Origin of the sequence: Nonomuraea candida (assembly GCF_000725485.1) — a bacterium.
Taxonomy (GTDB): Bacteria; Actinomycetota; Actinomycetes; order Streptosporangiales; family Streptosporangiaceae; genus Nonomuraea; species Nonomuraea candida.
In genome coordinates, this window is record NZ_JOAG01000063.1 from 64,255 (window position 1) to 87,460 (window position 23,206).

Consider the following 23,206-nt stretch of genomic DNA (forward strand, 5'->3'; position numbering starts at 1 on the left):
AGCTGTCACGCCTACGATCCGCTACGGCTGTACGGCAGGCGTACCTTCCCGGCGCGCTCTCTACCGGGGACTGCTCACGCGAAGACGAGGGGCGTGTGTCGGCGGAGCGATGAAGATCCCACGAGAGGCGGTTCGGAGGAGGTCGATTGGACGCTCGGATGCCGCCGGCCCGGCTGGAAGAAGCAGACATGTGGTGGCCTGGTCCCCGCCAATTATGTATTACGGTGCTACACGCAATTCGAAGTCCGGTGCGTACCGCGAGGGGTCCAGGAGTTGGCGGGCGAGGATCCCCGCCTCATGCGCTGCCGCGAGGATTTGGCTGACCCGGCCCCTCACATAGGCCATGTCCGGGCTCGGATTCTCGATGCGAGTGAATTTCGCAGCTCGGCGATCGTCGGTCCACACACGTCCGAGCAGTCGTCCGTTCAGGTCGCGCAGCTCCTCCCGCCTGACCGGCCTGTCGGCTTTGAAGTCTTAGGAGTCGCTTTCGTGAGACGGTGATGGGGGTGACATAATCGTAGAAGCGGGGATTAGGGGCGTCAGTCATTGTCGGGTCCTTCCCATTTAGTGCTCCTGCCTTGCCGCTCAGGGGAGGAGAATCGGTCGCAGTTGGCGAATGAACTCGACGGCGTCGGCTCGGTGTTCTCGGCCTGGGGCTCCTCTGGCGATTTTGATGGTCAGCACTTTCATGCCGTCCGTCGTCCAAGCCAGTGCTTTTGCTCCAACGGTGTTTCCTTCTGTGTCCTTTTATGAGGGCGCTGTAGCCAGGAGCGAGGCTGCTCGGCAGATCTGCTCCCCGGTCTCTGGCCTTCGCATTGCCCAGACTTTGCAAGGTGGACGGAGAAGGGTCCTGCAGCTCGATGGCAATGGATGCGCTGTCTTCGCTGCGTTGCAAGCCGTCGATACGTCATCGTGGTCTTCCTGGTGCTGGGTGTCGCGTCGAGGATCAGGTTGGGGGCGATCAGCGTCATCAGTGCCACCGCGTCGGCGGCGTTGTCGCGGCCTTTGACGCCCCGTACGAGTTCTACGGTCACGCGGTCCTGGCCGTGGACCAGCACCGCGGCTGCCTGGGTGTTGTCGGCGCTGCCATCCTGGAAGTAGAAGCCGACCGAACCGGGGACGATCTCAGGCAGGCGGCCGGCGCCCTTGCGGATACGGGAAACGACTTCTTCCTCGGTTCCGTCGGGAGACAGGCTGACGTTCAGGACCTTCGGCTTGTCGCCGGTTGGCTGGTAGACGAAGCATCCGCCACTGCCCCATTGTGAGCTCCCGACGTTCTCGCCGGCCTTCATGTCGAACTTCCCGTCGACGATGGGGTCTTGTACGCCCGTCATCAGGCGTACCGCGTCAAGGGGGATGTAGTCGCAGACATACGGCGGGGAGGCGATCGACGGGAGGGGTGTCGTGTCGACGGGAGTGCCGTCCTGTTGTTGGCATGCGCTCGCCAGTGCTGATGCGGTCAACGCTACGAGGGGTACGGCAAGACGCTCTCGCATGGCTGGTTGTGCCTCGACTGTCCGTGTTGAAACCCGACTCCAATACATCGCTCAGAATTCCCGCATCTCTCACCGCGGCTCGCAGATGCTGAGATGTCAGGACGTACGCGGCGGGCGGCCCGCAGGTTCACCTCCATGGGCAGGCGGTCACATGTGTGGGCGGCTGGCTGGGCGTTGACCGGCAAGATCCCGGACAGCGTGGGCACCTTCGGGCGGTACGTGAGCCGCCCGGCAACCCGGGCTACCGAGGCTGGGCCAGTTGGTTCGGGGGTACGGTGCCGGTCAGCAGACCGTGGGGGTTGATGATGATGGGCAGTCGGTTCACCGTTTCCTGGTCGAGCAGGCCCACCTGGGCGAGTACGGAGGCTTGGTCCCAGTAGATGCGTTCGCTGGCGACGGACGTCCCCTCGAAGCCCACGATCGCGATCCCCGGCACCCGCACCTGCCGGCCCGTCGCCGGCACGCCGGGGAGGATCCACGGGATCTCGAGGTCGTGGGTGAAGGTGAGCATCATCTCGTCGACGATGCTCGCCTCCCCGACCGTGCGGCTCAGCGACTCGATGGACATGTCGGACGCGTTCCGCCCCACGAACCACTGCCGGTAGAAGTCGCGTACGCCGTCATACCCGACTCCTCCCATGCCGGTCGGCACGTGCATGACGCTCGGGTTGTCCGTCATCGTGCGCATCGTGGCGTCCACGTCGCGGATGACGAACTCGGCCGCGGTGTGCTCGTCCCACATGCGTTCCATCGCCTGGCGATCAGTCATCTGTCCTCGTCCTCCGGAAATCGGGCGGTCCCGCCGACGGCCGTTCACACCATCTTTCGGGTGCTCCTGCTCTAATCCCATCTCATGATCGACAGAAGCGACACCCGGATGGCCGATGATCATTCCAGGGCCGGGTCGCGGCGGACGCTGCTCGGGGCCGCCGCCGGCGCACTCGCGGGCGCGGCCGTCCTGGGCGCCGCCTCCCGTGCGGCGGCCGACGCCGGAGGGCCGGGCAGGGTCAGGTGGGTGGCCGACCGGGCGATGGACCGGTTCGACCAGGGCTGGCGTACGGGGGGAGTGGGAGCCGTTCCTGGCCATGCTGACGCCGCGCTTCTCCTTCTGGTTCCCCGACGGCCAGTGGCGCGGGCGGCACGAGGGCGAGGCCGGGCGGCAGGCCATCGCCGCGTGGGCGCGCTTCCACGCTGACAACGGCAACCGGGTCGAGGGGCTGCGGCGCGGCGTCACCGTGATGGGGGATCGGGTGCTGTACGAGTACGACTCGCGCGGCGCCTCCGCCTCCACGGCCGGGTACCTCAACTGGGAGACGATCATCGTCAGGGTCGCGGGCGAGCGGATCAGCGCGTTGCACGAGTACTGGGGGAACGTCCCGCCGGTGGGGTGAGCCGGTCCGGGGAGGTCGATGAGCCGGTGTCACGGGGTCCCTGCGAAGGACCCCGTGACGGACATGTCGTCAGCCGGCAGCTCATCAGGCGGCGTCGAGGGCCTCGGTGATCTTGCGGGCCATCTCGGCGAGGGTGGGGCTGGGCTGACCCTGCTGGTTCCGGGTGGCGGCTTCGAGGGCGACGGTGACGGTACGGCGGAAGTTGTCGGCCTCGGCCGGGTCCTGCTGCCGGAGCAGGCTCATGGAGGCGGCCAGGGCGGGCAGCACCTGGTCGGCGAGGGTGGCGACGGTCCTGCCGTACGTGACGCCCTTGGGGGCCTTGGCCAGCACGTGGCCGACCAGGCCGGTCGCGGAGGTCAGGGCCATGGAGCCCTCGGTGGCGACCTTGTGGGCCGAGCCGGCGGCGCCCGCGGCGGACATCAGCGAGACCGCGCCCCAGCCGGCGATGCGCAGGGTCTGGGCGTCCTGGGCGGTGAGGATGATCGACATGATGTGCTCCTTCGCGGGGTGGCGACGGTTCTTGCTGAACCGTTCATGCGTCTACGATCGCCGCTCGCGCTGATACCGGGCTGTCGCCGTTCTGACGCGGTCGCTGACACGGCACCGCCCCGTCGGCGCCGAAGGGCCGGCATGCCCGGTTGACGCTCAGGAGGTGCGGTGAGTCAGTACTACCAGGTGGGCGATCACGTCCTGTGGAACCCCTCGAACGGGGTCTCGGCGCTGTTCCTGCGATCCGCCCAGGCCCTCGCGCCGGAGGCGGGCCTGCCGACGGGGCTCGGGCCGATGCGGGACGACGAGTGCCAGATCGACCTGAAGGTCTTTACCGCTTTCGTGAGCGCGCTGGTCGATCGGTACGAGCGGTCGAACCATCCCGTCCTGCACGCTCTCATGGAGGGCTTCATCGCCACGGCGCTGGTGCTGGTCGAGCGCGGGGGCGGCGAGCCGGTCCGATCGGGCGGCGACGGGTGGCGGGACGTGCGGGTGAGCGGGCCTTCGACCGAGCTGCCCGCGGTGGGGGCCGCAGGGCGATGGGCGGAGCTCGTGGCACGGCACGCCCGCGCGATGCCCCGCTGAGCCGCCTGCCTGGGCGATGCCCCGCTGAGCGGCCGCCCACCGCCCGCGCACCGCCCGCCGAACCTGGTCGTCCCCCTTCGTGCCGGGCAGCACGGTTTCCGAATGACGTGCTATATATTCAATATAAGTGGCGTTAATTCAAAGGGTGGGGGAGTGCCGGCATGGAGTTCATCGTTCTGTCAGGGCTGGGCGGGATCGGGTTCGTGCTCCTCGGAGTCGTCGTCAACGTCATCTACCTCCGCTCCGGCCTCCCGCTGCCCACCTCGGGCGACGGCCTGGACGCGGCCACCACCTCGTACGAGAAGATCGCGGACGCGCTGAAGAAGCCGTCGGTGCTCGTGCCGCTGACATGGCTGTGCCTCACGCTCTTCGCGGCGGGGCTGCTGTCGCTGCTGTGGGACGGAAGCGCCGATCAGCGGGCGTGGGCGCTGGTCGGCTTCGCCGGCGTGCTGCTGCAGAACGCGACGTTTACCTGCGTCGAGGCGCTCCGGTTCGGCATGGCCACCGCCGCCCGCCACGGATGCGGCTCCATGGCCGGCGTGTGGGGGATGAGCAACGTGCTGTTCGGGTTCAACCAGGCGTTCCTGGCCATGGCGCTGCTCGGCTTCACCGCCGCCGGCGTCGGGGGCGGGCTCGTGCCCGGCTGGCAGGCGGGCCTCGGCTACCTCAGCGCCGCGCTGCTGCTCGTCTCCTCGCTCGCCGCCCCGTACAACGCCGAGGGCGGCAACCGTCTCGGGCCGGCCGGGCTGATCGGGTGGCTGGGCTGGGTCACCTGGATAGTGGCGTACAGCATCTCCTTGCTGCTGCGATAGCTTCCTCCTCATGAGCGAAGAGGGGACCCGGCGCCGCTACGACTCGCTCCGCCGCACGGCGCAGGCGATGGAGACCCGCGCGGAGATCGCCCAGGCCGCGCGCCGGCTCTTCGTGGCGCGGGGGTGGACGGCGACCACCGTACGCGACGTCGCGCGCGAGGCGGGGGTCTCCGTGCCGACGGTCTACTCGGTGTACGGCAACAAGGTCGGGCTGACCCGGGCCCTGGCGGACGCCGCCGGCCTGTCCGCCGACCTCCCCCGGCAGCTCGCCGAGCTGGAGGCGCCGGAGGCCACGCCCGAGCGGCAGCTCGCGGTCATGGCGGCCTTCGACCGGCGGCTGTTCGAGCACGCCGGAGACGTCATCGTGCCCCTGCGCGAAGCCGCCCGCACGGAGCCGGAGCTGGCCGCCCTCTACCGCGAGGGCCGCGCCCGCGCCGACGAGACCCGCGTGGCGGTGTTCTCCTCGTGGCCGGCCGGCACCCTGCGCCCGGGCCTGGACGTGCCGGCCGCCGCCGACATCTACGCGGGCCTGTGCAGCATCGACGTCTACACCACGCTCACCGCCGAACGCGGCTGGTCGCCCGACCGGGTCGAGCGGTGGTGGGGCGAAGCCCTGGCCCGCGAGCTCCTGAACCCGTCACCCCACGACCGGCTGGACGATCCTCAGCGCGGCTGACACGGAAATTGTCGGAAGGGCGGCGTACCGTCTCCGGCATGCCAGCCCTGGAACGCGGCACACGAGGCGTGAAGTTGGCGAGCCTCTGCGGCACGGGAAGCGCGACGGCCGCGCACCACCTGTAGATGGCTAAAGCTAACCACGACGCTACTTCTTGTCAGTTTGACAAAAACATAAAGTCGGGCGCATGAGCGACGATCGATGGGAGCCGCCCGCCATTCTGCTCGCCGTTGACCTGGTGATCCTCACGTTGCGCGCTTCTCGTCTGCATGTGCTGCTCGTCGAGCGCGGCGTCGAGCCGTACGAAGGCGCCCAGGCGTTACCGGGCGGCTTCTTGCAGCACTCCCAGGAAAGCCTCGTCGCCGCGGCTCACCGAGAACTGGCGGAGGAGACCGACCTGGACGTCGAGACACTCCGGCTGGAGCAACTGGGTGTCTACGACAACCCAGGCCGCGACCCGCGGGGCCGGGTGGTGAGCGTCGCCTTCCTGGCCATCGCCCCCCGGCTGCCTGAGCCGACTGCCGGCACCGATGCCGCCGACGCCGGTTGGCAGCCCACCGACCTGGTGCTCTCCGGTGAGCTGGAGCTCGCTTTCGACCACCGGCGCATTGTGACGGACGGCATCGAGCGCGCCCGCACCATGCTCGAGCACTCCGCGCTCGCCACGGCCTTCTGCGGGCCGACGTTCACGATCACTGATCTTCAGGACGTGTACGAGGCGGTGTGGGGGATGTCGCTCGATCCCCGGAACTTCTACCGAAAGATCAAGAAGACCGACGGCTTCATCCTCCCGGCCGGTTCGGCACGCCGCAAGGCCGCGACCGGGCGCCCAGCCCGGCTGTTCAGGGCCGGCCCTCGCGAGGTTCTGTACCCCCCGATGATCCGTCCTGCCGAATCGCCGAACGGAAAGGAGCCGGCGCAGTGAGCCCGGTTGTGATCCTCACCGCACTCGACCTGGAATACCAGGCCGTCCGCGAAAGGCTGGTGGGCGTACGCCTGCACCGGCATCCCCAAGGCACTCTCTTCGAGGTGGGACGGCTGGCAGCCGGGCGAGGCCAGGTCGTCCTGGCCCACGTCGGCAAGGGCAACCTTTCCGCAGGAGTGCTGGCGGAACGCGCCATCGCCGAGTTCCGGCCGGCCGCGCTGCTCTTCGTGGGCGTGGCCGGCGCGCTGCACGAGCACATCGCTCTCGGCGATGTCGTGGTGGCCACCCACGTGTACGCGTTTCACGGCGGCACCAGCGAAGACGATGGTTTCAAGAGCCGTCCCCGGGTTTGGGAGACCTCGCACGCCGCTGACCAGGTCGCTCAACACCTGCATCGCACTGGCTCCTGGGCCAGGGATCTCGACCCGCGTCCGCAGGTGCATTTCGGGCCGATCGCCGCGGGGGAGGTTGTGCTGAACTCCCGGCTTTCCGAGCACGCCCGGTGGATTCGCGAGCACTACAACGACGCGCGGGCGATCGAGATGGAGGGTGCCGGCGTGGCACAGGCGGGTCACCTGAACCAGGTGCCCGTCGTCGTCATCCGGGGCATCAGCGACCGGGCTGACGGCACCAAGGAAGCCACGGACCGCGAGCAGTGGCAGCCGAGAGCTGTCGCCAACGCGGCCACGTTCGCCGCGGCTCTGGCCGAGGAGTTGTCCACAGAAGGGCCCACGACAAGGAGTCCCGTCATGCCTGAGACGAACACGAACATCGCCACCGGAAACGCCCACGTGGGAGTGCAGGCAGGCACTGTCCACGGCGGCATCTGGATCACCCCTGACACCCCCCGTCCGGCGGACCTGCCGGAGGCGTTGGCGGGGTTCCGTTCCCGGCTGTGGCAGGCGTGGGCGGACGGACGCCTGGATGAGGCGACGTACAAGGCGGCCGAGGCGGAGCTCGTCACGGCCGACCAGGCGCTGGAGACGAAGGCGCCCGATCGTAAGAACACGCTGACGGTGGCGCTGAAAAAGCTGCGCGGGCTCGTCGGCGACGTGGCCGACCTGGCGGCCGAACTCACCGTCATCATCGCCCTGGCTCAGGCCCTGTCATGACCGATCCGGGGCGCCGCGTCGAGAACGTGGCAGTCGACTCTCCCGTTGGGGTGCAAGCGGGGACAGTTCATGTCGATGCCATCTACATGACGACACCGCAGGACCCGCCCGAGGCCAGGTTCCGGACCGGGGTGTACTTCCTGAAAGGCCGCATGCCGGAGCCTGCCCGGCAACTCATCAACGAGGCCATGGCGAGCTACGCCACCAACGAAGTCTACTTCTACTGGTTGCTCGCAATGGTGAGTGGCCGGACACGCCACGAGCTGACCAAGGACGAGACGGCTCAGCTCCGGGACCGGCGTGCCATCATGCGGCTCTGGGGCGAGGACCCATGGCGCGACGGCGTTCGTATCATCGACCGCCTCCTGGAGACGGCGGGCAAGGCCGAGGAGGACATCCGAGTCGTCGTCAAAGACCTTGACGCGCTCCGCGAACCGCAACGCAGTCTGATTCTGGAACACTTGGAGCTGTACCTCGACGGGCCGATCGAGAACCATCTGTGGCATCTGGCGCTGACGAAGGCGCTGACGGACCAGATGGCCGCTGACCGGAAGGACCGGATCTGGAAGTTCTTCCATCCGGCTCCGGCGGAGCCTCGTCGCCGTGTCCCGCAGCCAGCTGACACACCTCCGGGTATCTGGGCCCGAGCCGGGACGGCCACGGCTGTGCTGGTCATGGCGGTGGCCCACCTCGGCTACCTGATCCTGCAGAGCGGTCGCATCCTCCTCGTGCTCGCCTATCTCCTGGGCATCGTCGGCGCCTATGTCGGCGGACGGAACGCCGCGGACTGGCGCTTCCGAGTCGTACGCCGTCATGCCAAAGACAGGGAGTATCTGGGCCCCAGGACCAAGGCCGAGCGCGGCAGCTACGCGAAGAGAGTCGAGCACCGAATCGACTACTACTTCGCCAAGTACCTCCCCTCAGGGGTGGACCGTGACAGGTGGCAGGCCGAAACGGAGGGAATCCGCCGAAGCCTGCGCGACGAGGTGGCAGCGGTCTACGGAGAGGCAGGGATCGGGGTCGACAAGATCGCCTGGCTCATCCGGCATCGCGCGAAAGAAGCCGCGGTCGGCCGCAGGAAGGGCACCCTGTGGAGCTACCGCACAGAACTCGCCACTCCCGGCCGAACCAGAGCGCTGGCGATCCTCGGACTCCTGGCCCTCGCGAGCGGAGGCGGCTGGGCAGCGGTCGGTGCCGTGCCGGTCGAGCCTGCGCCGGCTATCGTCACGATCCTCCTGCTGCTGATCTCTGGATGGATCAGCGCCCACACGTGGTTGCACCTCGTTCTGGAGCGCCGCCGGTACGCCGCGGACGCGGCCGAGAGCGAGGAAACCTTGGAGTCCGACCTGGAGGGCTTCACCCGGTGGTGCGCAAGGATGGCGGACAAGCCCCGTGACGCGGAGATGGCCGGATGGCTGGACTGCGACAGAAAGGTCCTCCTTGAGGAGGCGTTGCGGCACTACAGGCTGACCATGAGCGACGTCATCGCGCACGCCTTCATCGAGGCCCCCGTTCGATCGAGCGAGCGTGCGCGGCTGCGTGGCGGTCCGTGGCGCTACAAGAAGTACCAGCTCCTGGTCTTCCTCATCACGCAGGAAGGCGTTCGTCAGATCACCGTCAAGCTCGACTTCTTGAACGGAACCTTCCACGACTGGCAGAGGCTCAATTACCGATTCGAAGCGGTCGCCTCCGTAGGGGTCAGCCAGTCGGACAATGACGAACACACCTTCCAGCTCACGCTCGTCAACGGCCGTGAGATCAGCGTCGAGGTGAGTTCCGGGTTCGAGGAGCTGCAATTGGGCGAGAGCCCCGGGGCGGTGTCCAAGGTGTCCCTGGACGCGGCAGGCATTCCGCACACCCTGCACGTTCTGGAAGGAATCGCCGCCGAGGGAAAGAGGTGGGTCGAACAGCAGGAGCTGCGTACGGGAAACCTCTCGGCCGCTTTGAACGACCCCGACCCCGAATAGGCGAGCTCAAACACTCCTGCGTTTGCTGATGGCCGGGCGGCGGTAGCGGGTTGCCGAACTCGGCAGGAGTGGGAGGCTTGGGTGGTGCGTACCTGGTTCGAGCTTGAAGAGGCCGAGGAGTTCGAGGCGGCCAAGGATCTGCTGATCCGGCGGTGTGTCACCTGGGCGGAGGAGCGCGGGCATCCGGTCGACGACCTGCTGCTCTCCGCCGCCGTCGACGCGCGGCACGAGAGCCGTGACGGCCGGCTGGCGTACTGGGACGCCGCGCGGATCAGGTTCTTCCTGCTGCGGTACGTGCCGTACAAGGTGACGGCCCCGCGCGAGGAGCTCGACCTCGCCCCGGAGGTGCTGCGCACGTACCTGCGCTATCTCGACGTCACGGGGCTGCGTGACCCGCGCGGCGCCACGCTCGCGGAGGCGGAGGAGATCATCGATGGGGCGCGGACGGAGTACGCGGCCGCGCTCGACGACCCCACGCTGCGCGGGGTGGCGACGTTCTGGGCGCACACAGCCCTCGATCAGGGCGTCGATCTGACCGTTCCTGGCGCGTTCGAGCGGTTCCAGCGCGAGCTCGACGCCGGGCGCGTTCCGTACGACGAGCAGGTTCTCGACCAGATCGTGCAGAACCGCTTCCTGAACGGCGGCGTCACCGAGGAGCGCGCCTTCCCCCAGCCGCCCGTCTCCCTGCCTCCCGCGCCGGAGCTGGCGGAGGCCGCCGCGCGCAGCCGGAGCGTCCGGCGTCTGGTCACCCTGGCCGACTGGGTGGGCAAGGACGGCCGCACCCTCACCAGCGCGGGCAACCTCCGCGTCGCCGACGCCCTTGAGGTGTCGGCCCTGCTGGGCACCGGCGAGGAGCGGCTGCGTGTCCGCAGCGCCACCGAGCTGCCGCAGCTCAACCTGCTGCTCGCCTGGGCCGGGAAGCTGCGCCTGACCCGCACCGCCAAGGGCCGGATCTACCGCGTGGCCAAGGCCGCGCCCCTGCTGCGCGACCCGGAGGCGCTGTGGCGGCGCGCGTTCGAGGTGCTGCCGGAGCTGGGCCGGGAGGTCACCGTGCCTGTCGGGACGTGGCGGCCCGTGCCCCTCCTGGCCGAGGTCTTCGAGGAGGTCCTGCCGGACGTGCTCAACACCATGTACGGGCTCGACGACCTGCCGGTGGTCCGGCTCGAAGAGACGGTGTGGCTGGCCTGCCAGGAGTACTTCGTTCTCGACGAGCAGGAGGAGCGCCTGCGTGATCTCTGGCGCCGCGAGGTCGCCCGGGACCTGGGGCGCGTGTTCGAGGTCCTGTCCGACCTCGGGGCCGTGGAGCTCATCCGCGGACCGGCCGACCCTCTCTACGCGAGCGACCTCGACCACGACGACCAGCCCCTGCCGCCGGACGCCGTCGAACGCCTGCGCGCCGCCCTCGCCGAGCCCGACCTCCCGCTGGTCCGGCTCACCCCGCTCGGCGTGCGCGGCGTCCGCGACCGCCTCCTCGCCGAGGGGCGCGACGCTCCTCTCGTCGGCGAGCTGGCCACCGCCCCGCCCGCCGGGCTGCTCGGGGTGCTCGCCCAGCACTATCCGCCGGAGGACGCCGCCGCGGAGATCCAGGGGTGGCTGGCCCGGCCGGGGCAGGACGTCGAGACGTTGCTGCAGGCCGTGCGGGACTGCCCGTTCCGTACGCGGGTGGCGGCGATGCTGCGCGTCCTGGCCGACGCCCTTCCCGGCAGGCGGCTGCCGCACGACCTGCGTGACGACCCGGTCCTCGGGCCGGCCGTGTGGACGCAGCTCGTCGATGCCGGGGAGCTGGATCCCGGGTCGTTGAGCGAGCGGGAGCACCTGCTGCTGGGGGCGGAGAACTTCCTGTCGGTGCTGGAGCTGGCGGGGCCCGAGGGGCTGGTCGAGCAGCTCAGGACGATGGGGGGCGGGGACGCGTACGAGTTCGTGGCGGCGATCCTGGCCTCCGGGCACCACGACGCCGTGGGGCTGCGGGAGCTGCGCGAGCTGGTGGCCGAGCCACTGCGCAGGACCGCCCGCCATCCTCTCCGCCTCGTCCCGACCCGGCCGCCGGGCGCCCGGGGCCGCCGGAAGAAGCGCAAGCACTGAACCTCGGCCGCTCCGCGCATCATGGCCTGCCGGCGGCGTCAGAGGCGTCGCCTACGTCTGGGAGGACTCATCGAGCGCTCGCCGCGCGGGGCCGAGGGACGTACGGCGGGCGGTGGTCGATGCGGTGGCGGACTTCGGGGGTGCCGAAGTGGCGGTCGATGCGCCGGGTCGCCTCCGCCCAGTCCTCCATCGAGCGGACCGCCGACAGGGCCTCCACGACGAACGGGTCGCGCCACCTCTCCCTGGCGCGCTCCCACAGCGTGCCGGCGTCCTCGGTGAGGAGGCTGCCGACGGTGCCCTCGTAGATGGGCATCGCGCGGACCTCGCCGTCCGGCTCCACCTGCAGCATGGGGAAGCCGTAGCGCCACACGAGGTCCGGATGCATCATCAGGACCATGTTGTCCGACGTCATGACCCGCACCGAGCGGGGTGCGAGGGAGCGCAGGCGTTCGGCGTGCTCGCGGCTCACCAGCGCGCGCAGGTCGTCGAAGCCCAGCAGCTCGTGCTCGGCGAACCCCTGCCTGCTCGCGAGGCCGGACGGCACCGCGGCGGCGAAGGTGAGGAAGCGCAGGTTCGGGAAGCGGGGAGCGACCGTCCGGCAGAACTCCTCCAGCTCGTGGAGGTTGGCGCGCAGGACCGCGTAGTCGACCCCGAACTCGATCGGGTCGCCGCCGCGCGCCACCCGTTCCCCGGAGAGGTCGTCGAGGATGGCCAGCGTACGCATCGCCCGCTCGAACGAGCCGGCCCGGCCGCGGATCCGGTCGTGCACCCCGGCGCTCGCCCCGTCGACGCTGACGGTGATCCGGGAGAAGACCCGGCACGCCTCCTCGGCCCACCCGCGGTCGAACAGCCATCCGCCGGTGTAGAGGTTGACCGCGGCCCCCGCTCCGCCGATCCGCCGGGCGACCTCCAGCAGGCCCTTGACCAGCAGCGGCTCGCCGCCGGCGAACTCCACCGCCTGCGGGCGCAGCGAGCTGATCGCGTCGGCGACCCTGAGCATCTCGTCGTGGCCGAGCTGCCGGGCCGGACGTCTGCCGGACTCGGAGTAGCAGTGCACGCAGCGCAGCGGGCAGGCGTAGGTGATGTCCCAGATGACGTCGCTGGGCCCCTGCGGGGTGCTCATGGCTTGGTCCTTTCCTCGTTGCCGGACGCGTGGGGCGACGGACGGCTTCTCCTGGCACGCGGGCCGGCCTCCGCCAGAGGCGCCGATTCCGTGATGGGCGGTGAACGGTGGTCCCGTTCCGGGTCGTACCGGAACGGGACCACCTCCGGTGCTCAGCCCCGGTCAGGGCCGGGCACGATGATCACGACGGCCACGCGTCAGGAGGTGAAGGTGGCGTAGCAGGTCCAGTCGCAGAGCCAGGTGCTGACGCAGGGGTACAGCTCCGACTCCTGGGCGGCGGGCAGCATGTCCAGGGCGTTGATGTCGAGCTCCATGATGATGTCCTTTCGTTGACCGTTGTGCCGCTCGCTCCGAGACGGCCTTGCCACCGGCCCGCGCCGGCAATGACGGGGCCGGAGTCTGTGGGTCCGCGCGCGGGCGGACCGGCTCCTGCTAGGCGGGTACGGACGTCCCCGCGCGCAGGAAGTCGATGAGACGGTCGGCGACCAGGTGTCCCTCGCGGGAGACCAGCGGGTCGTGGCCGGACCCGGGGATCTCCAGGTAGACCGGCGCCACCGGGTGGCCGGCCGCCAGCAGCCGGTTGTGCAGCCGCCGGGAGTGGGCGACCGGGATGACCGGGTCCTGCGCACCGTGCACGATCATGATCGGCCGCCGCATCCGGCCCGCCAGCCGGGCCAGGTCGCGCGGGCCGAGCGCGTCGCCGAGCTCCGTCCGGCCGCCGAGGCGGTCGAGCAGCGCCCGTACGCCGGGCGGCCCGTCCCGGTACAGCTCCGGGCCGGACAGGAACGGCGCGACGACGGCGGCACGGGCCCACAGGTCCGGCTCCGCGGCGACGGCCAGCAGCGCCAGGTGGGCCCCGTAGCTGATGCCGTACAGCATCGGCCGCTGCCGGGCCGGGCCACGGGCCTGGGCCAGCGCGCGCCCGAGCCGCAGGATGTCCGCCAGGTCCGGGCCGCCCCACGCGCCGCGGATGGCGTCGCGGTGGGCGGCGCCGTACCCGGTGCTGCCGCGCTGGTTGGGCGCGACCACCGCCATGCCCGCCGCGGCCATCCGCTGGAACAACGGCTCGAACCCGAAGTGCCAGGCGGCCTCCGGGCCGCCGTGCAACGCCAGCACGACCTGCTCGCTCGCCACCGGATCGCCGTACACGATGGCCTCGACGGGCCCGGCCGGGCCCGAATAGTCCACCGTCCGCGCGGGCGTCCAGCCTTCCGGGTGCTCCCCGGCGGCGGTTCGCGCCGGGGACCGGAGCGGATCGGGCAGGGTGAGCACGCCCGGCGGGCGCTCCGGCGTGGCGTGCAGCAGGTGCAGCCCGGCGGCGGTCCAGCGGGCCGTCTGCTGCAACGTCCCGGCCGGCAGCTCCACCTCGACGGTGGTGTCCGCCACGAGGTCGTGCAGCAGCAGGTGGGAACGGCAGCGGCGGACGGCCGACAGGGCCAGATGCCGCCCGCCGGGGTCCAGGGCCAGGGGCGTGACGGTGCCCTCGACGCGGTTCAGCCGCTCGGGGAAGAGCGTCGGCGCCGGGTCGTCGCGGTGCCGTACGCCGAGCTGGAACGTGCCATCGCGGCGGGTCGCGGTGAGGAGCACCCCGGTACGCGGCGCGGCCATGAGCAGGTGCTCGCCGTCCGGCAGTCCTTCGAGCGGCGCCGCGAGACCGGTGGCGAGGTCGAGGACGATCGTGCCGCCCGCGCCCGGCTCGGGGCGGGCCAGCGCGAGCCGCCGGCCGTCCGCGTCGAGCCAGACGCCGCCGCCGGCCGCGCCGGGCAGCTCGGTGACCGGCTCGGGAGGCTCGGCCTGCCCGGACACCCGCCACACCTTGGTGCGCTCGCCGCTCTCGAACAGCAGGGCGGCGGTGCCCGGCGTGACGCCGCCGACGAGCCCGAACCCTCTGCCGCGCGAGGTGAGCAGTACGTGCTCCCCGGCCGCCGCGCCGTCCGTTCCGGGGACGGCGAGCAGCAGCCGGGCGGATCCCCGGCCGTGGCGGCAGAGCAGCACGCCGCCGTCTCCGACAGGAAGAGGGACCGGGAGCGGGAAGGTCCAGGAGTCCTCGCCGTCCCCGGTCGGGACCAGGCGTGGCCGGGGCGCGGGGCCGGTGAGGTCCCACAGCTCCGGCATGAGCCGGGCGCGGCCATGGGCGGCCAGGCAGGCGGCGTGCTCGCCGGTGGCGGAGAACCGGAAGTTGATCCGCCGGAGCTCCACGGGCAGGGTCCGGAGGGTGCTCATGACGCCCTCCCGAGGACGGCCGCGGAGGTGTGGGGAGCGAAGGCGTCGGGAGTGGAGGCGTCGGGAGTGGAGGCGTCGTGAACGGAGGCGTCGTGAACGGACACCGTGCCGATCGCGGCGTCGGCCATCCACGGGCGGGGGCCGCCGTGCCGCAGCCGCCACAGGAAGGCGAGCACGCCCGCCAGCCCGGTGTTCCAGCCGAACGTCACCTCCAGGCCGTTCTCGTCGGGCACCACGAGGAGCCCGTCGCGCAGGGCGGCGCGCGCCCACAACAGGCCCGCGAGCTCCCTCGCCTGCTCCCGGTGGACCGGCTCGCCGGTCAGCTCCGCCAGGTCCAGCAGGAACTGCCCGTCCCCGGCCAATCCGTGGCAGGCCGCGGTGCCGGAGCGCAGCCGGTGGCCGTGCACGGCGACGGCCGCGGCCCGCGCCAGCTCCAGCGCGCGCCGGTCGCCGGTGACCGCGTGCAGGCGTACCAGGAACGTCCCGACTCCCGAGGAGCCGTTGCACCAGTGGGGCAGCCTCGCCCCGCCGTGCGGGCCCTCCGCCCACCAGGCCGCCGCGCCTTGGCGGACGGCCGCGTCCATCAGGGTGCGACCGGCGGTGGCGGCCGTGTCCAGGCAGTCCTCGCGCCCGAGCGCGACGCCGGCCGCCAGCAGGTACGCGGCGATCCCGGCGACACCATGGGCGAACCCGTAGTGCACCACCCCCGCCAGCGCGGAGTCGAAATCCTGCGGGATGGGCCACAACACCGTGTCCGGCGTACGCCGCGCGACCTTGAGCAGCTCGTCGGCGCACAGGCCCGCCCGGTCGCGGAACGTCGCGTCACCGGTGACGTGCCACAGGTGCAGCAGCGCCATCCCCGTCCCCGCCAGGCCATGGCAGATGTCCGGGTTCGGCCAGCTGACCGGCAGGCCGAGGGCGAGGCCGAGACCCGCCGCGCGCACCTCGTGGTCGTCGAGCGCCGTGCCCGTCTCGTGCAGGGCCCAGGCCATGCCGGCCCGGCCGAAGTACAGCCCCGGTGAGGGGCGGCGCTCGGTCGCGAGCCGGCGGATCATCCAGCCGGCGCCGTCGCGCAGGCCCGCCATCAGCCGGGCGCGCAGCTCGCGCGGCAGGGGCGCGGCTTGGGGCCGCACCACGGAGGCCATCAGGTGGAGCACGCCGGCCGCGCCGTACTGGACGGCGCACGGATCGGCGGTGACGCCGTACCCGGCGGCGCCGGGCCACAGCCACGTGTCGTCGGGGGAGCCCGCGCGCATGCCGCGCCAGGTGTACGCCAGCCCGTCGTGCAGCAACCGGTCCTGCTCGGCGGCGCCGAGGCGGTGGGCGCCTGGCGGCGCGGGCGGCTCCGAGCCGGACAGGAACGCGCGGACTCGGGCCAGATCCCACCGCCGGGCGGGATCCTCCGCCATCAGGCCCAGGATCAGCGGAGCCAGCTCGGTGGCCAGGGAATCGCCGGAGGCGGCGACCTCGACCAGCGTACGGACCCGGGAGTCCCACGGCCTGGCCCGCTCTCCCTCGTCGGGCGGCAACATCGGCTGGCACGCGGTCACCAGGTGGAACACGGTCGCGCCCAGCGCGTACAGGTCCACCTCGACACCGGGGCAGGGCCCGTGGACGGGGGCCCGCTCCTGCTCCGGCGGCGCGTACCCGCGGGTGCGGGCCCGCCCGACCGGCGTGCCGGGCATCGCCGCGGTCTCCAGGTCGATCAGCCGGGCGTCGCCGTCCCCGGTGACGATGACGTTGTTCGGGGTCAGGTCGCGTACGACGTAGCCCTGCTCGTGCACCGTCGCGACCAGGTCGACGAGCCGCCCCACCAGGCGCAGCACCGTCTCCCGCCGGCTCGGGCCGCCGGCGGCGCGCTCGGCCGTCCACGCGGTGAGCACGCTCCCCTCCAGCTGCTCCTGCACCAGGAACAGGCTGTCGTCCTGGTCGAAGAGCGCCACCCGGCGCGCGGTGACGCCGAGCGGCCCGAACAGGCCGAGCATCCGCCACTCGTGACGTAGGTTGTCGCGCTCGTCACGCCCGCTCAGCTTGGCGCCCACATGCGGCCGGGCCTGCTTGACGACGACGCTCCCGCCGGTGTCGCGGTCCTCGGCCAGGAAGACCCCGCCCTTGGCGTTGTGCCGGACGGCCTGGCGCACCACGTACCGGCCGGCCAGCAGTACGGCCTCCGGCGCGGCCACCCTGACCGGGGCCTCGCCCGGCTCGAAGGGGCAGGACACCCACGGCGGCGGCGAGTACCAGGCGTTGCGCTTGTCGGTCACCGCCGTGCCGTCGGGGGCCGTCAGCCGCGAGGCGTAGGAGCCGTCGTTGTCCAGCACGAAGGGCGCGGAGAACACCCCGTAGCGGTAGTGGACCAGGCTGCCCGGCCTGTAGACGCGATCGGACAGGATGCGCGGCCCGGGCAGGCCCATGGTGGCCTCGTGCAGCTCCTCGGCGATCGCGGTCGCCGCCCGGTCGTCGGGCGGATAGACGGTGATGAACTTGCCCATCGCCCCCCGGTCCTGCTCCCTGGCCACCAGATCGGACAGTTCGGCCAGCGTGGCCGCGAACTTGAACGGGCACCGGTGCCGCGCCAGCACCTCCACCGCGCGGGCGAGCACCACGGGCGCCGACAGCGGCGTCGCCGAGACGTGCAACTTCCAGCCCTGCGCCTGGCGCGCCACGCCCACCGGCGTCACATACGTCCACGGCCGGCGGTTGCGGAACTCCCACGTGGTGACGCTCTCTGCGCCGTTGGCCGCGAGGTCCGCGCGCGCCAGGGCCGCTCCGGCGATGTCCTCCAGCACGTGCCGATCCAGGTCGATCCGGTCGTCACGCACCTCGCGCCCATCCATCCCGAACTCCCCCACAAGCGTCTCCCCTTGGCGTGCCTCGCCGGCCGATCAGCGTGAACCCGCTGCCGCTGCCGCTGCCGTTGGCGCTGCCGTTGTCGGCTGGCCAGCCCCCTGGCCGACTCCAGGTATAGGCACGGCGACTTGGAACCGCCTTGGAACCGAATGAAAGCCGCGGTCTGGCGCAGCGCGCCGGCCGTTCCCTGTGATCGCTGTGAGCGCAACCCGTACTCGCCCGCGCCGGAGGAGGCAGGCCGTAGAAATTCAGGGGAAGGACGATGAAGGGATTGCTGACATGCGTGTCTTGATCTTGGGAGGAACCGGGTTCACGGGGCGGCGCATCACGCACCGGCTGGCCGAGCGCGGTGACGAGGTCCTGGTGGTGCACCGGGGAGGCACCCGGGCCGAGCTGCCGCCCGGAGTGCGGTTCCTGCACACCGACAGGCGCTCGCTGGCCGATCATGCGGCCCGGGTGAAGGAGTTCGCGCCCGAGGCGGTCGTCGACGCCTACGCGCTGACGGCGGCCGACGTGGACGCGGTCCTGCCCGTGCTGCCCGAGGTGCCCACGGTGGTGCTGTCCAGCGTGGACGTCTACCAGGCGTTCGTCGGGCTCAACACCGGCCGCGAGCTGTCGCCCGTGCCGCTGGACGAGAGTTCCGAGCTGCGCCACGACCGCCACCCCTACCGTGACGCCAACCTGCCCGGGATCCCGGCCGACTACGACAAGCTCGACGTGGAGGAGCGCTGGCTGCCGCGCGGCGCCGTGGTGCTGCGCCTGCCCATGATCTACGGCCCGCACGACGGGCAGCGCCGCGAGGACATCATCCTGCGCCGCGTCCGCGCCGGCCGCGACCGCATCCCCGTCGGCGCGGCCAACCTGCTCTGGACCCGCCTGCACGTCGACGACCTGGCCTCCGCCGTGCTGGCCGCCCTCGACCACCGCGCGGCCGACGGGCAGGTGCTGACCATCGGCGAGTCCAGCACCGTCACCGTCGGCGGCTGGTTCCGCCAGATCCTGGCGGCCGCCGGGTCGCCGGCGCAGCTCGTCCGCGTCCCCGACGACGCCCTGCCCCCGGCCCTGGCGCTCACCGGCGCGCCCGCCCAGCACATCCTCGTCTCCTCCGCCCGGGCCACCGCCCTGCTCGGCTGGACGGCCGGCGACCCGGCGGTCAGAGTGGCCGAATCGGTCCGGTGGCACCTGGCCAACCCCTCACCGGTGCCCTGGAGCGAGGAGGAAGCCGCCGCCGACGACGCGGCCCTGGCGAGCTGAGCAACGCTACGGTGCCCGCCCTCCCCAGCGGCGGGCACCCGGGCTCCCCGGGCTCCCGGCGGGGACGCCGGGATTCGTCCACATGCGCCACGGCGTCAGGGCGCGGGAGTGCCGTGCCTCGTGGGGCCGCCGGCCGGAATGTCGGTGGGCTGCGGCAGGATCTCCGCCATGGCGACTGAACTGGACCCGTTCGCCGGGCTGGGCGACGTGCGGTGGAGCCGGATGCGTCACGCCTACGGCCCCGCGACGGAGGTTCCGGGCCTGCTGCGCGACCTGGCCGACCCTGACCCCGCCGTACGCGAGACGGCCCTCGACGGCATGTACGGCGCCGTGCACCACCAGGGCGACGTCTACCCGTGCACCCTGGCGGCGATCCCCTTCCTCCTGCGCGTCGCCGAAGCCCCGGATCTGCCGGGCCGGGCGGAGGTGGTGGGGCTGCTGGCGAGCATCGCCTCGGCCGAGGACCCCACCGAGCTGAGCGGGCCGTACAAGAAGGCCAACGAAGCAGTGACCGCCGCGTTCCCGCTGTGGGAGCGCCTGCTCGGCGACCCCGATCCGAAGGTGCGCGAGGCCGTGGCCGGCCTCCTGGCCGCCTGCGTGGACGGGGCGCGGGCCGCGGTGACGAGCCTGACCGGCCGCCTGGGGAGCGAGGGCGATCCGCGCGTACGGGAGGCCATCGTGCGCACCGTGGCCGCACTGGGCCGCCGCCAGGGCGGGGCGGAGGACGTACAGAGTGGGGCGGAGGGCGTGCCGGGCGGGGCGGCGGACGTGCCGGGCGGCGGGGAGGGCGTGCCGGGCGGGGCGGCGGACGTACGCGACTGGCTGGGGCGGGTCCTGGCGGTGGAGGCGGACCCGCAGGTCAGGCTGGTGGCGCTGGCGGAGCTGGCCGCGCTGGGCGGCGGCCCGGCGGTCGAGGTCGGCGAGGCGCTCGAACTGCTCGCCGCCCTCTACGAGACCGGTACACCCCCGGTCTCCCCGCCCGCCGGCTTCGAGACCCCGACCCTGATCGGCGCGCTGCGCCGGGGACGTGAGGAACGCGACGCGGGCCGGCTCGCGCCACGGGCGGGCGAGCTCGTGCACGCCATCTCCAAGGGCTTGGGCGACCGCGTGGACGATCGCGTACACCTCCTGACGGCCCTGCTGCGCTCGCCCGACTGGGAGTGCCAGGTGGACGCCATGGGCCCCGCGCACGTCCTGCTCGCGAACTGGCGCGGCGACTACGCCGGGCTCGTCTCCGTCCTCGGCGAACGCGTACGCGACGGGTGCGGAAGAGGGCGGCCGGGCGCGGTCGTGATGGCGCGGGCGGTCGGCGTGCTCGACGATCTGGGCGAGCTGGCGGCGCCCGCCGCGGACGACCTGGCGGAGGTCCTGGCCGTCACGGAGCGGCGCGTGGCGGACCACACGGCGCAGGAGGACGAGGAGCTGCCGTGGGTGATCGAATGGCCGCGCGACCAGCCGACGATGAGCCCGGCGTTGCGGGCGCTGAGCGGCATGCGGGACGATCGCGCGCTGCCGATGCTGGCCTGGGCGCTGGAGCGCGAGCGTATGCCCAGGGACGTGGCCCAGCTCGTGGGCGGGTACGGTCCGCGGGCCGCACCCCTGCTGCCCCTGCTGCGCCGCCGCCTGCGCGACCTGCCCGCCGGCGAGCCGGGTGACCACCGCCACGAGAGCATCGCCTGGGCACTGTCCAGGATCGGGCCGGCAGCCGCCGAAGCCCTGCCCGACCTGCTCGGAGGGCCGGCCACCGGGGACCTCCCTGACCTGCCTGACCTGCCCGACCTGCCCGACCTGCCCGACCGGCCGGACCGGCCCGGCCTGCCCGGACGGCCGGTCACCGAGGGCCTGCTGGCGGCGCTCGCGGCGATCGGGCCCGCGGCCGCGGCGTGCGCGCCGCTGCTGCGGGAGGCCGCCGCCTCACCCCGGCGCGGCCCCGCCCTCCGGGCGGCGAAGGCGTTGTGGCTGGTCACCGGCGACGTGGACGCGGCCGCCGCCGTCGCGGACCGCTACCTCGGCGGGGACGACAAGTACGCCATCCACGCGGCGGTGGACCTCCTCGGCGACCTGGCCCCAGCGCTGGCGGAGCGAGACCGGGCCGCGAAGCCCAGGATCGCCCTGCTGCGGCGCCTGGCCAGGCGCAAGGACCCGCACGGCTGGGTCCCGCTGGCGGCCGCCCGCACCCTGTACCGGCTGACCGGCGACCCCGAGCCGGTGCTGCCGGTGGTGACGCGCGTGTGGGACCTCAACAAGTACACCCGGACGGAGGTGGCCGAGCTGTGCACGGAGCTCGGGCAGGCCGCGGCGCAGGCCCGGCCGCTCCTGGAAGCAGAGCTGGGACGGGTGCGCAGACACAACGCGTCCGACGACGGATACGGCAGCGGGCAGATCGCCGCCGACGAGAAACTGCTCCACCACTGCCGAAGAGCCCTCACCACCATGACCTGACCCGGCGCCGGCAGCCGCCGCCCCTGCCGATGCGCCTGCCATGTCCCCGTGTGTGACCTTGAATCTCCCGGTGGCGGACGTCCACACCCAGGGGTGTGATCGTCGCCACCGCCGAGACCTCGAAGTCCGGCAGCGCGTTCAGAGCGGGCAGGTGGGTGGCCGGTTGTTCATGAGGACACCTCGGCTTTCCCCCGAAGGTCGCGTATGTTGCGTACCGCGATGAGGACCGCGCAGCCGACGGTGATGATCAGCCCGCTGGTCAGCAGGACGGTCGAGTCGCCGACGGCCTCGGCGGCCGGGCCGGACAAGGCGCGCCCGACCGGGACCAGCATCATCGAGCCGGTGATCTCGTACGCGAGGACCCTGTTGAGCAGGTTCTGGGGCACCTGCGTCTGTACCGACGCCGACCACATCACGCCCCAGTAGGAACGTCCGACGCCCGCCACGAACATGCTCACGCCGACGATGGGGATCGGAGCGCCGAGCCCGATGAAGAGGAACTGCGGCGCGAACCCGAAAAGGGCGATGGCGCCGAAGAGCAGCGGCCGGGACGGACTGTGCCGCAACGCCAGGAACCCGCCCAGAACAGCGCCCGCACCGAAGGCGGACATCAGCAGGGCGTAGACGGAGGCGCCGTGCGCCTGCGTGAGCACGGTGGCGCTGAGCACGTGGTACGGCCCGAACACCGTCAGCCCCAGCACGACGAAGACCACGATGACGGACCACAACCAGGTCCGGGAGGCGAAGGCGTGCCAGCCTTCGCGGATGTCGCGCAGCACATGTGGGCGGCCGATCGCCGCGTCCCCGGACAGCCTGAGCAGGCAGACCAGCAGGCAGCTGACCAGGCACGTGCCGGCCACGAACACCATCGCGGGCGACGGCCCGGCCACTGCCAGGATGCCGCCGGCCAGCGCCGGGCCGCACAGGGTGACCGTGGACTCGGCGATCCGCAGCAGGGCGTTGGCCTCCTGCACCTGGCCGGGCGCGATCTCGGGGACGATGCCGGAGATCGAGGGCTGGAACAGGGCCGTCGCCACGCCGAAGACGGCCTGCGTCACGAGGATCGTCGTGAGGCTCGGCTGGCCGGTGATCAGGTCGGCCGCCAGCCAGGCCTGCGCGCCGAAGCGCACGATGTCGGCGATGACCAGCATGGGCTTCGGCCGGTAGTGATCGGCGAGCACGCCCCCGAACAGCATCAGGATGATCGTGGGGCCGAGAGAGGCGGCCAGCGCGTAACCCACCTCGGTCGCCCCGTAGCCCTCTGCCAGCACCGCCGCGATCAGCGCGATCGGCAGCACCGTGTCGCCCAGCAGGGAGATCGTGCGCGCCGCGAAGTAGTTACGGAAGTTCGGGTGGAGCAGCAGGGATCGTGTGCGCGGCGCCAGAGTTCTGCTCCTGTTCTCGATCATTCGCCGTTCGTAACGTACGGAGCCGGAGGTTCCTCCTCCGAGCCGGACACGAAAACACGCGAAGCTCGCGGAGTTTCCCTGAACTCCAGCAGACGAGGCAGTTCGTGTCAACGGCGATGATCTCCGCCGAAAGGCTGTCCGCGCCCGCCACGCATTCGAGGAGAACCGCCACACATGGGAGGAGAAGAGCGTCTCGGCCAGATTCACGCCACCTCAAAGGCCACCTCCCGTGATGAGGAGATGGCCTCTGCGATTAGGGCAGCAGCGCAATACCTGCGTTCCGCAGATGTGTAGCGAGAAAAGCACACAGTTCTGGGCTGTGAGCTGCGGAAACGCTTGCGGGCACGCTGATGCGGCGTGTCACTAGGCG

18 protein-coding genes are annotated in these 23,206 nt (G+C 71.7%); 10 read left to right on the forward strand and 8 right to left on the reverse strand.

Annotation, left to right across the window (positions count from 1 at the left end; genetic code table 11):
• Window positions 1-686 precede the first annotated feature (686 nt).
• Both IO39_RS55355 and IO39_RS39915 read right to left on the reverse strand, forming a co-directional pair.
• Window positions 687-1,463 carry a hypothetical protein gene (locus IO39_RS55355; protein ID WP_157549591.1) on the reverse strand — a complete coding sequence of 259 codons (777 nt, stop codon included), beginning with the start codon at window positions 1,461-1,463 and terminating at the stop codon, window positions 687-689.
• 274 nt (window positions 1,464-1,737) lie between these two features.
• Window positions 1,738-2,265 (reverse strand): nuclear transport factor 2 family protein, encoded by a 528-nt coding sequence (locus tag IO39_RS39915; protein ID WP_211267341.1) that lies wholly within the window; start codon window positions 2,263-2,265, stop codon window positions 1,738-1,740.
• A gap of 115 nt (window positions 2,266-2,380) precedes the next feature.
• Between IO39_RS39915 and IO39_RS59260 the strand changes: the two genes are divergently transcribed.
• Window positions 2,381-2,887, forward strand: coding sequence for a nuclear transport factor 2 family protein (locus IO39_RS59260; RefSeq protein ID WP_157549593.1), 507 nt, complete (start codon window positions 2,381-2,383; stop codon window positions 2,885-2,887).
• An 84-nt stretch (window positions 2,888-2,971) separates the two neighbouring features.
• Here IO39_RS59260 and IO39_RS39925 read toward each other — a convergent pair whose 3' ends face one another.
• On the reverse strand, window positions 2,972-3,376 hold the full coding sequence (locus IO39_RS39925) for a hypothetical protein (protein ID WP_043635491.1): 405 nt from the start codon (window positions 3,374-3,376) through the stop codon (window positions 2,972-2,974).
• A gap of 168 nt (window positions 3,377-3,544) precedes the next feature.
• Between IO39_RS39925 and IO39_RS39930 the strand changes: the two genes are divergently transcribed.
• The 7 genes from IO39_RS39930 to IO39_RS39960 all read left to right on the forward strand — a co-directional run bounded on the left by IO39_RS39930 (window position 3,545) and on the right by IO39_RS39960 (window position 11,535).
• Window positions 3,545-3,961 (forward strand): DUF6086 family protein, encoded by a 417-nt coding sequence (locus IO39_RS39930; protein ID WP_043635494.1) that lies wholly within the window; start codon window positions 3,545-3,547, stop codon window positions 3,959-3,961.
• A gap of 161 nt (window positions 3,962-4,122) precedes the next feature.
• Window positions 4,123-4,773, forward strand: coding sequence for a hypothetical protein (locus IO39_RS39935; protein ID WP_043635497.1), 651 nt, complete (start codon window positions 4,123-4,125; stop codon window positions 4,771-4,773).
• Window positions 4,774-4,783: 10 nt separating this feature from the next.
• Window positions 4,784-5,449, forward strand: coding sequence for a TetR/AcrR family transcriptional regulator (locus IO39_RS39940; protein ID WP_052423976.1), 666 nt, complete (start codon window positions 4,784-4,786; stop codon window positions 5,447-5,449).
• 187 nt (window positions 5,450-5,636) lie between these two features.
• Window positions 5,637-6,374, forward strand: coding sequence for an NUDIX hydrolase (locus tag IO39_RS39945; protein WP_043635499.1), 738 nt, complete (start codon window positions 5,637-5,639; stop codon window positions 6,372-6,374).
• A complete protein-coding gene (locus IO39_RS39950) occupies window positions 6,371-7,486 on the forward strand; it encodes a 5'-methylthioadenosine/S-adenosylhomocysteine nucleosidase family protein (RefSeq protein WP_043635502.1) in 1,116 nt (371 codons plus the stop codon). The genes IO39_RS39945 and IO39_RS39950 overlap by 4 nt, the downstream gene beginning before the upstream one ends.
• Window positions 7,483-9,453, forward strand: a complete 1,971-nt coding sequence (locus IO39_RS39955) for a hypothetical protein (RefSeq protein ID WP_043635505.1) — start codon at window positions 7,483-7,485, stop codon at window positions 9,451-9,453. The genes IO39_RS39950 and IO39_RS39955 overlap by 4 nt, the downstream gene beginning before the upstream one ends.
• Window positions 9,454-9,534: 81 nt before the next feature.
• On the forward strand, window positions 9,535-11,535 hold the full coding sequence (locus tag IO39_RS39960) for a hypothetical protein (RefSeq protein ID WP_245642550.1): 2,001 nt from the start codon (window positions 9,535-9,537) through the stop codon (window positions 11,533-11,535).
• Between the two features lie 67 nt (window positions 11,536-11,602).
• Here IO39_RS39960 and IO39_RS39965 read toward each other — a convergent pair whose 3' ends face one another.
• The 4 genes from IO39_RS39965 to lanL form a co-directional block, all read right to left on the reverse strand.
• A complete protein-coding gene (locus IO39_RS39965) occupies window positions 11,603-12,658 on the reverse strand; it encodes a radical SAM protein (protein ID WP_043635509.1) in 1,056 nt (351 codons plus the stop codon).
• A 197-nt stretch (window positions 12,659-12,855) separates the two neighbouring features.
• Window positions 12,856-12,972 (reverse strand): ALQxL family class IV lanthipeptide, encoded by a 117-nt coding sequence (locus IO39_RS57075; protein ID WP_211267342.1) that lies wholly within the window; start codon window positions 12,970-12,972, stop codon window positions 12,856-12,858.
• A gap of 118 nt (window positions 12,973-13,090) precedes the next feature.
• Window positions 13,091-14,881, reverse strand: coding sequence for a S9 family peptidase (locus IO39_RS39970; protein WP_043635512.1), 1,791 nt, complete (start codon window positions 14,879-14,881; stop codon window positions 13,091-13,093).
• A complete protein-coding gene (lanL, locus tag IO39_RS39975) occupies window positions 14,878-17,718 on the reverse strand; it encodes a class IV lanthionine synthetase LanL (RefSeq protein ID WP_157549595.1) in 2,841 nt (946 codons plus the stop codon). Before lanL ends, IO39_RS39970 begins: the two co-directional genes overlap by 4 nt.
• Before the next feature lie 292 nt (window positions 17,719-18,010).
• Between lanL and IO39_RS39980 the strand changes: the two genes are divergently transcribed.
• Window positions 18,011-18,985 (forward strand): NAD-dependent epimerase/dehydratase family protein, encoded by a 975-nt coding sequence (locus tag IO39_RS39980; RefSeq protein WP_084774323.1) that lies wholly within the window; start codon window positions 18,011-18,013, stop codon window positions 18,983-18,985.
• Between the two features lie 168 nt (window positions 18,986-19,153).
• The gene (locus tag IO39_RS59265; protein ID WP_169789202.1) at window positions 19,154-21,427 is read left to right on the forward strand and encodes a hypothetical protein; all 2,274 of its coding nucleotides are present in this window, start codon (window positions 19,154-19,156) and stop codon (window positions 21,425-21,427) included.
• A 167-nt stretch (window positions 21,428-21,594) separates the two neighbouring features.
• Here IO39_RS59265 and IO39_RS39990 read toward each other — a convergent pair whose 3' ends face one another.
• Window positions 21,595-22,836 (reverse strand): MFS transporter, encoded by a 1,242-nt coding sequence (locus IO39_RS39990; protein WP_052423978.1) that lies wholly within the window; start codon window positions 22,834-22,836, stop codon window positions 21,595-21,597.
• Between the last annotated feature and the right edge of the window lie 370 nt (window positions 22,837-23,206).

Excerpts from the sequence above, each read along its gene's own strand:
- lanL (WP_157549595.1), bottom strand. The coding sequence starts at position 17,718 with ATGGATGGGCGCGAGGTGCGTGACGACCGGATCGACCTGGATCGGCAC.
- IO39_RS39945 (WP_043635499.1), top strand. The coding sequence starts at position 5,637 with ATGAGCGACGATCGATGGGAGCCGCCCGCCATTCTGCTCGCCGTTGAC.
- IO39_RS39990 (WP_052423978.1), bottom strand. The coding sequence starts at position 22,836 with ATGATCGAGAACAGGAGCAGAACTCTGGCGCCGCGCACACGATCCCTG.
- IO39_RS59265 (WP_169789202.1), top strand. The coding sequence starts at position 19,154 with ATGGCGACTGAACTGGACCCGTTCGCCGGGCTGGGCGACGTGCGGTGG.
- IO39_RS39915 (WP_211267341.1), bottom strand. The coding sequence starts at position 2,265 with ATGACTGATCGCCAGGCGATGGAACGCATGTGGGACGAGCACACCGCG.
- IO39_RS39935 (WP_043635497.1), top strand. The coding sequence starts at position 4,123 with ATGGAGTTCATCGTTCTGTCAGGGCTGGGCGGGATCGGGTTCGTGCTC.
- IO39_RS39925 (WP_043635491.1), bottom strand. The coding sequence starts at position 3,376 with ATGTCGATCATCCTCACCGCCCAGGACGCCCAGACCCTGCGCATCGCC.
- IO39_RS39965 (WP_043635509.1), bottom strand. The coding sequence starts at position 12,658 with ATGAGCACCCCGCAGGGGCCCAGCGACGTCATCTGGGACATCACCTAC.
- IO39_RS39980 (WP_084774323.1), top strand. The coding sequence starts at position 18,011 with ATGCGTGTCTTGATCTTGGGAGGAACCGGGTTCACGGGGCGGCGCATC.
- IO39_RS39940 (WP_052423976.1), top strand. The coding sequence starts at position 4,784 with ATGAGCGAAGAGGGGACCCGGCGCCGCTACGACTCGCTCCGCCGCACG.
- IO39_RS39970 (WP_043635512.1), bottom strand. The coding sequence starts at position 14,881 with ATGAGCACCCTCCGGACCCTGCCCGTGGAGCTCCGGCGGATCAACTTC.
- IO39_RS57075 (WP_211267342.1), bottom strand. The coding sequence starts at position 12,972 with ATGGAGCTCGACATCAACGCCCTGGACATGCTGCCCGCCGCCCAGGAG.
- IO39_RS39955 (WP_043635505.1), top strand. The coding sequence starts at position 7,483 with ATGACCGATCCGGGGCGCCGCGTCGAGAACGTGGCAGTCGACTCTCCC.
- IO39_RS59260 (WP_157549593.1), top strand. The coding sequence starts at position 2,381 with ATGATCATTCCAGGGCCGGGTCGCGGCGGACGCTGCTCGGGGCCGCCG.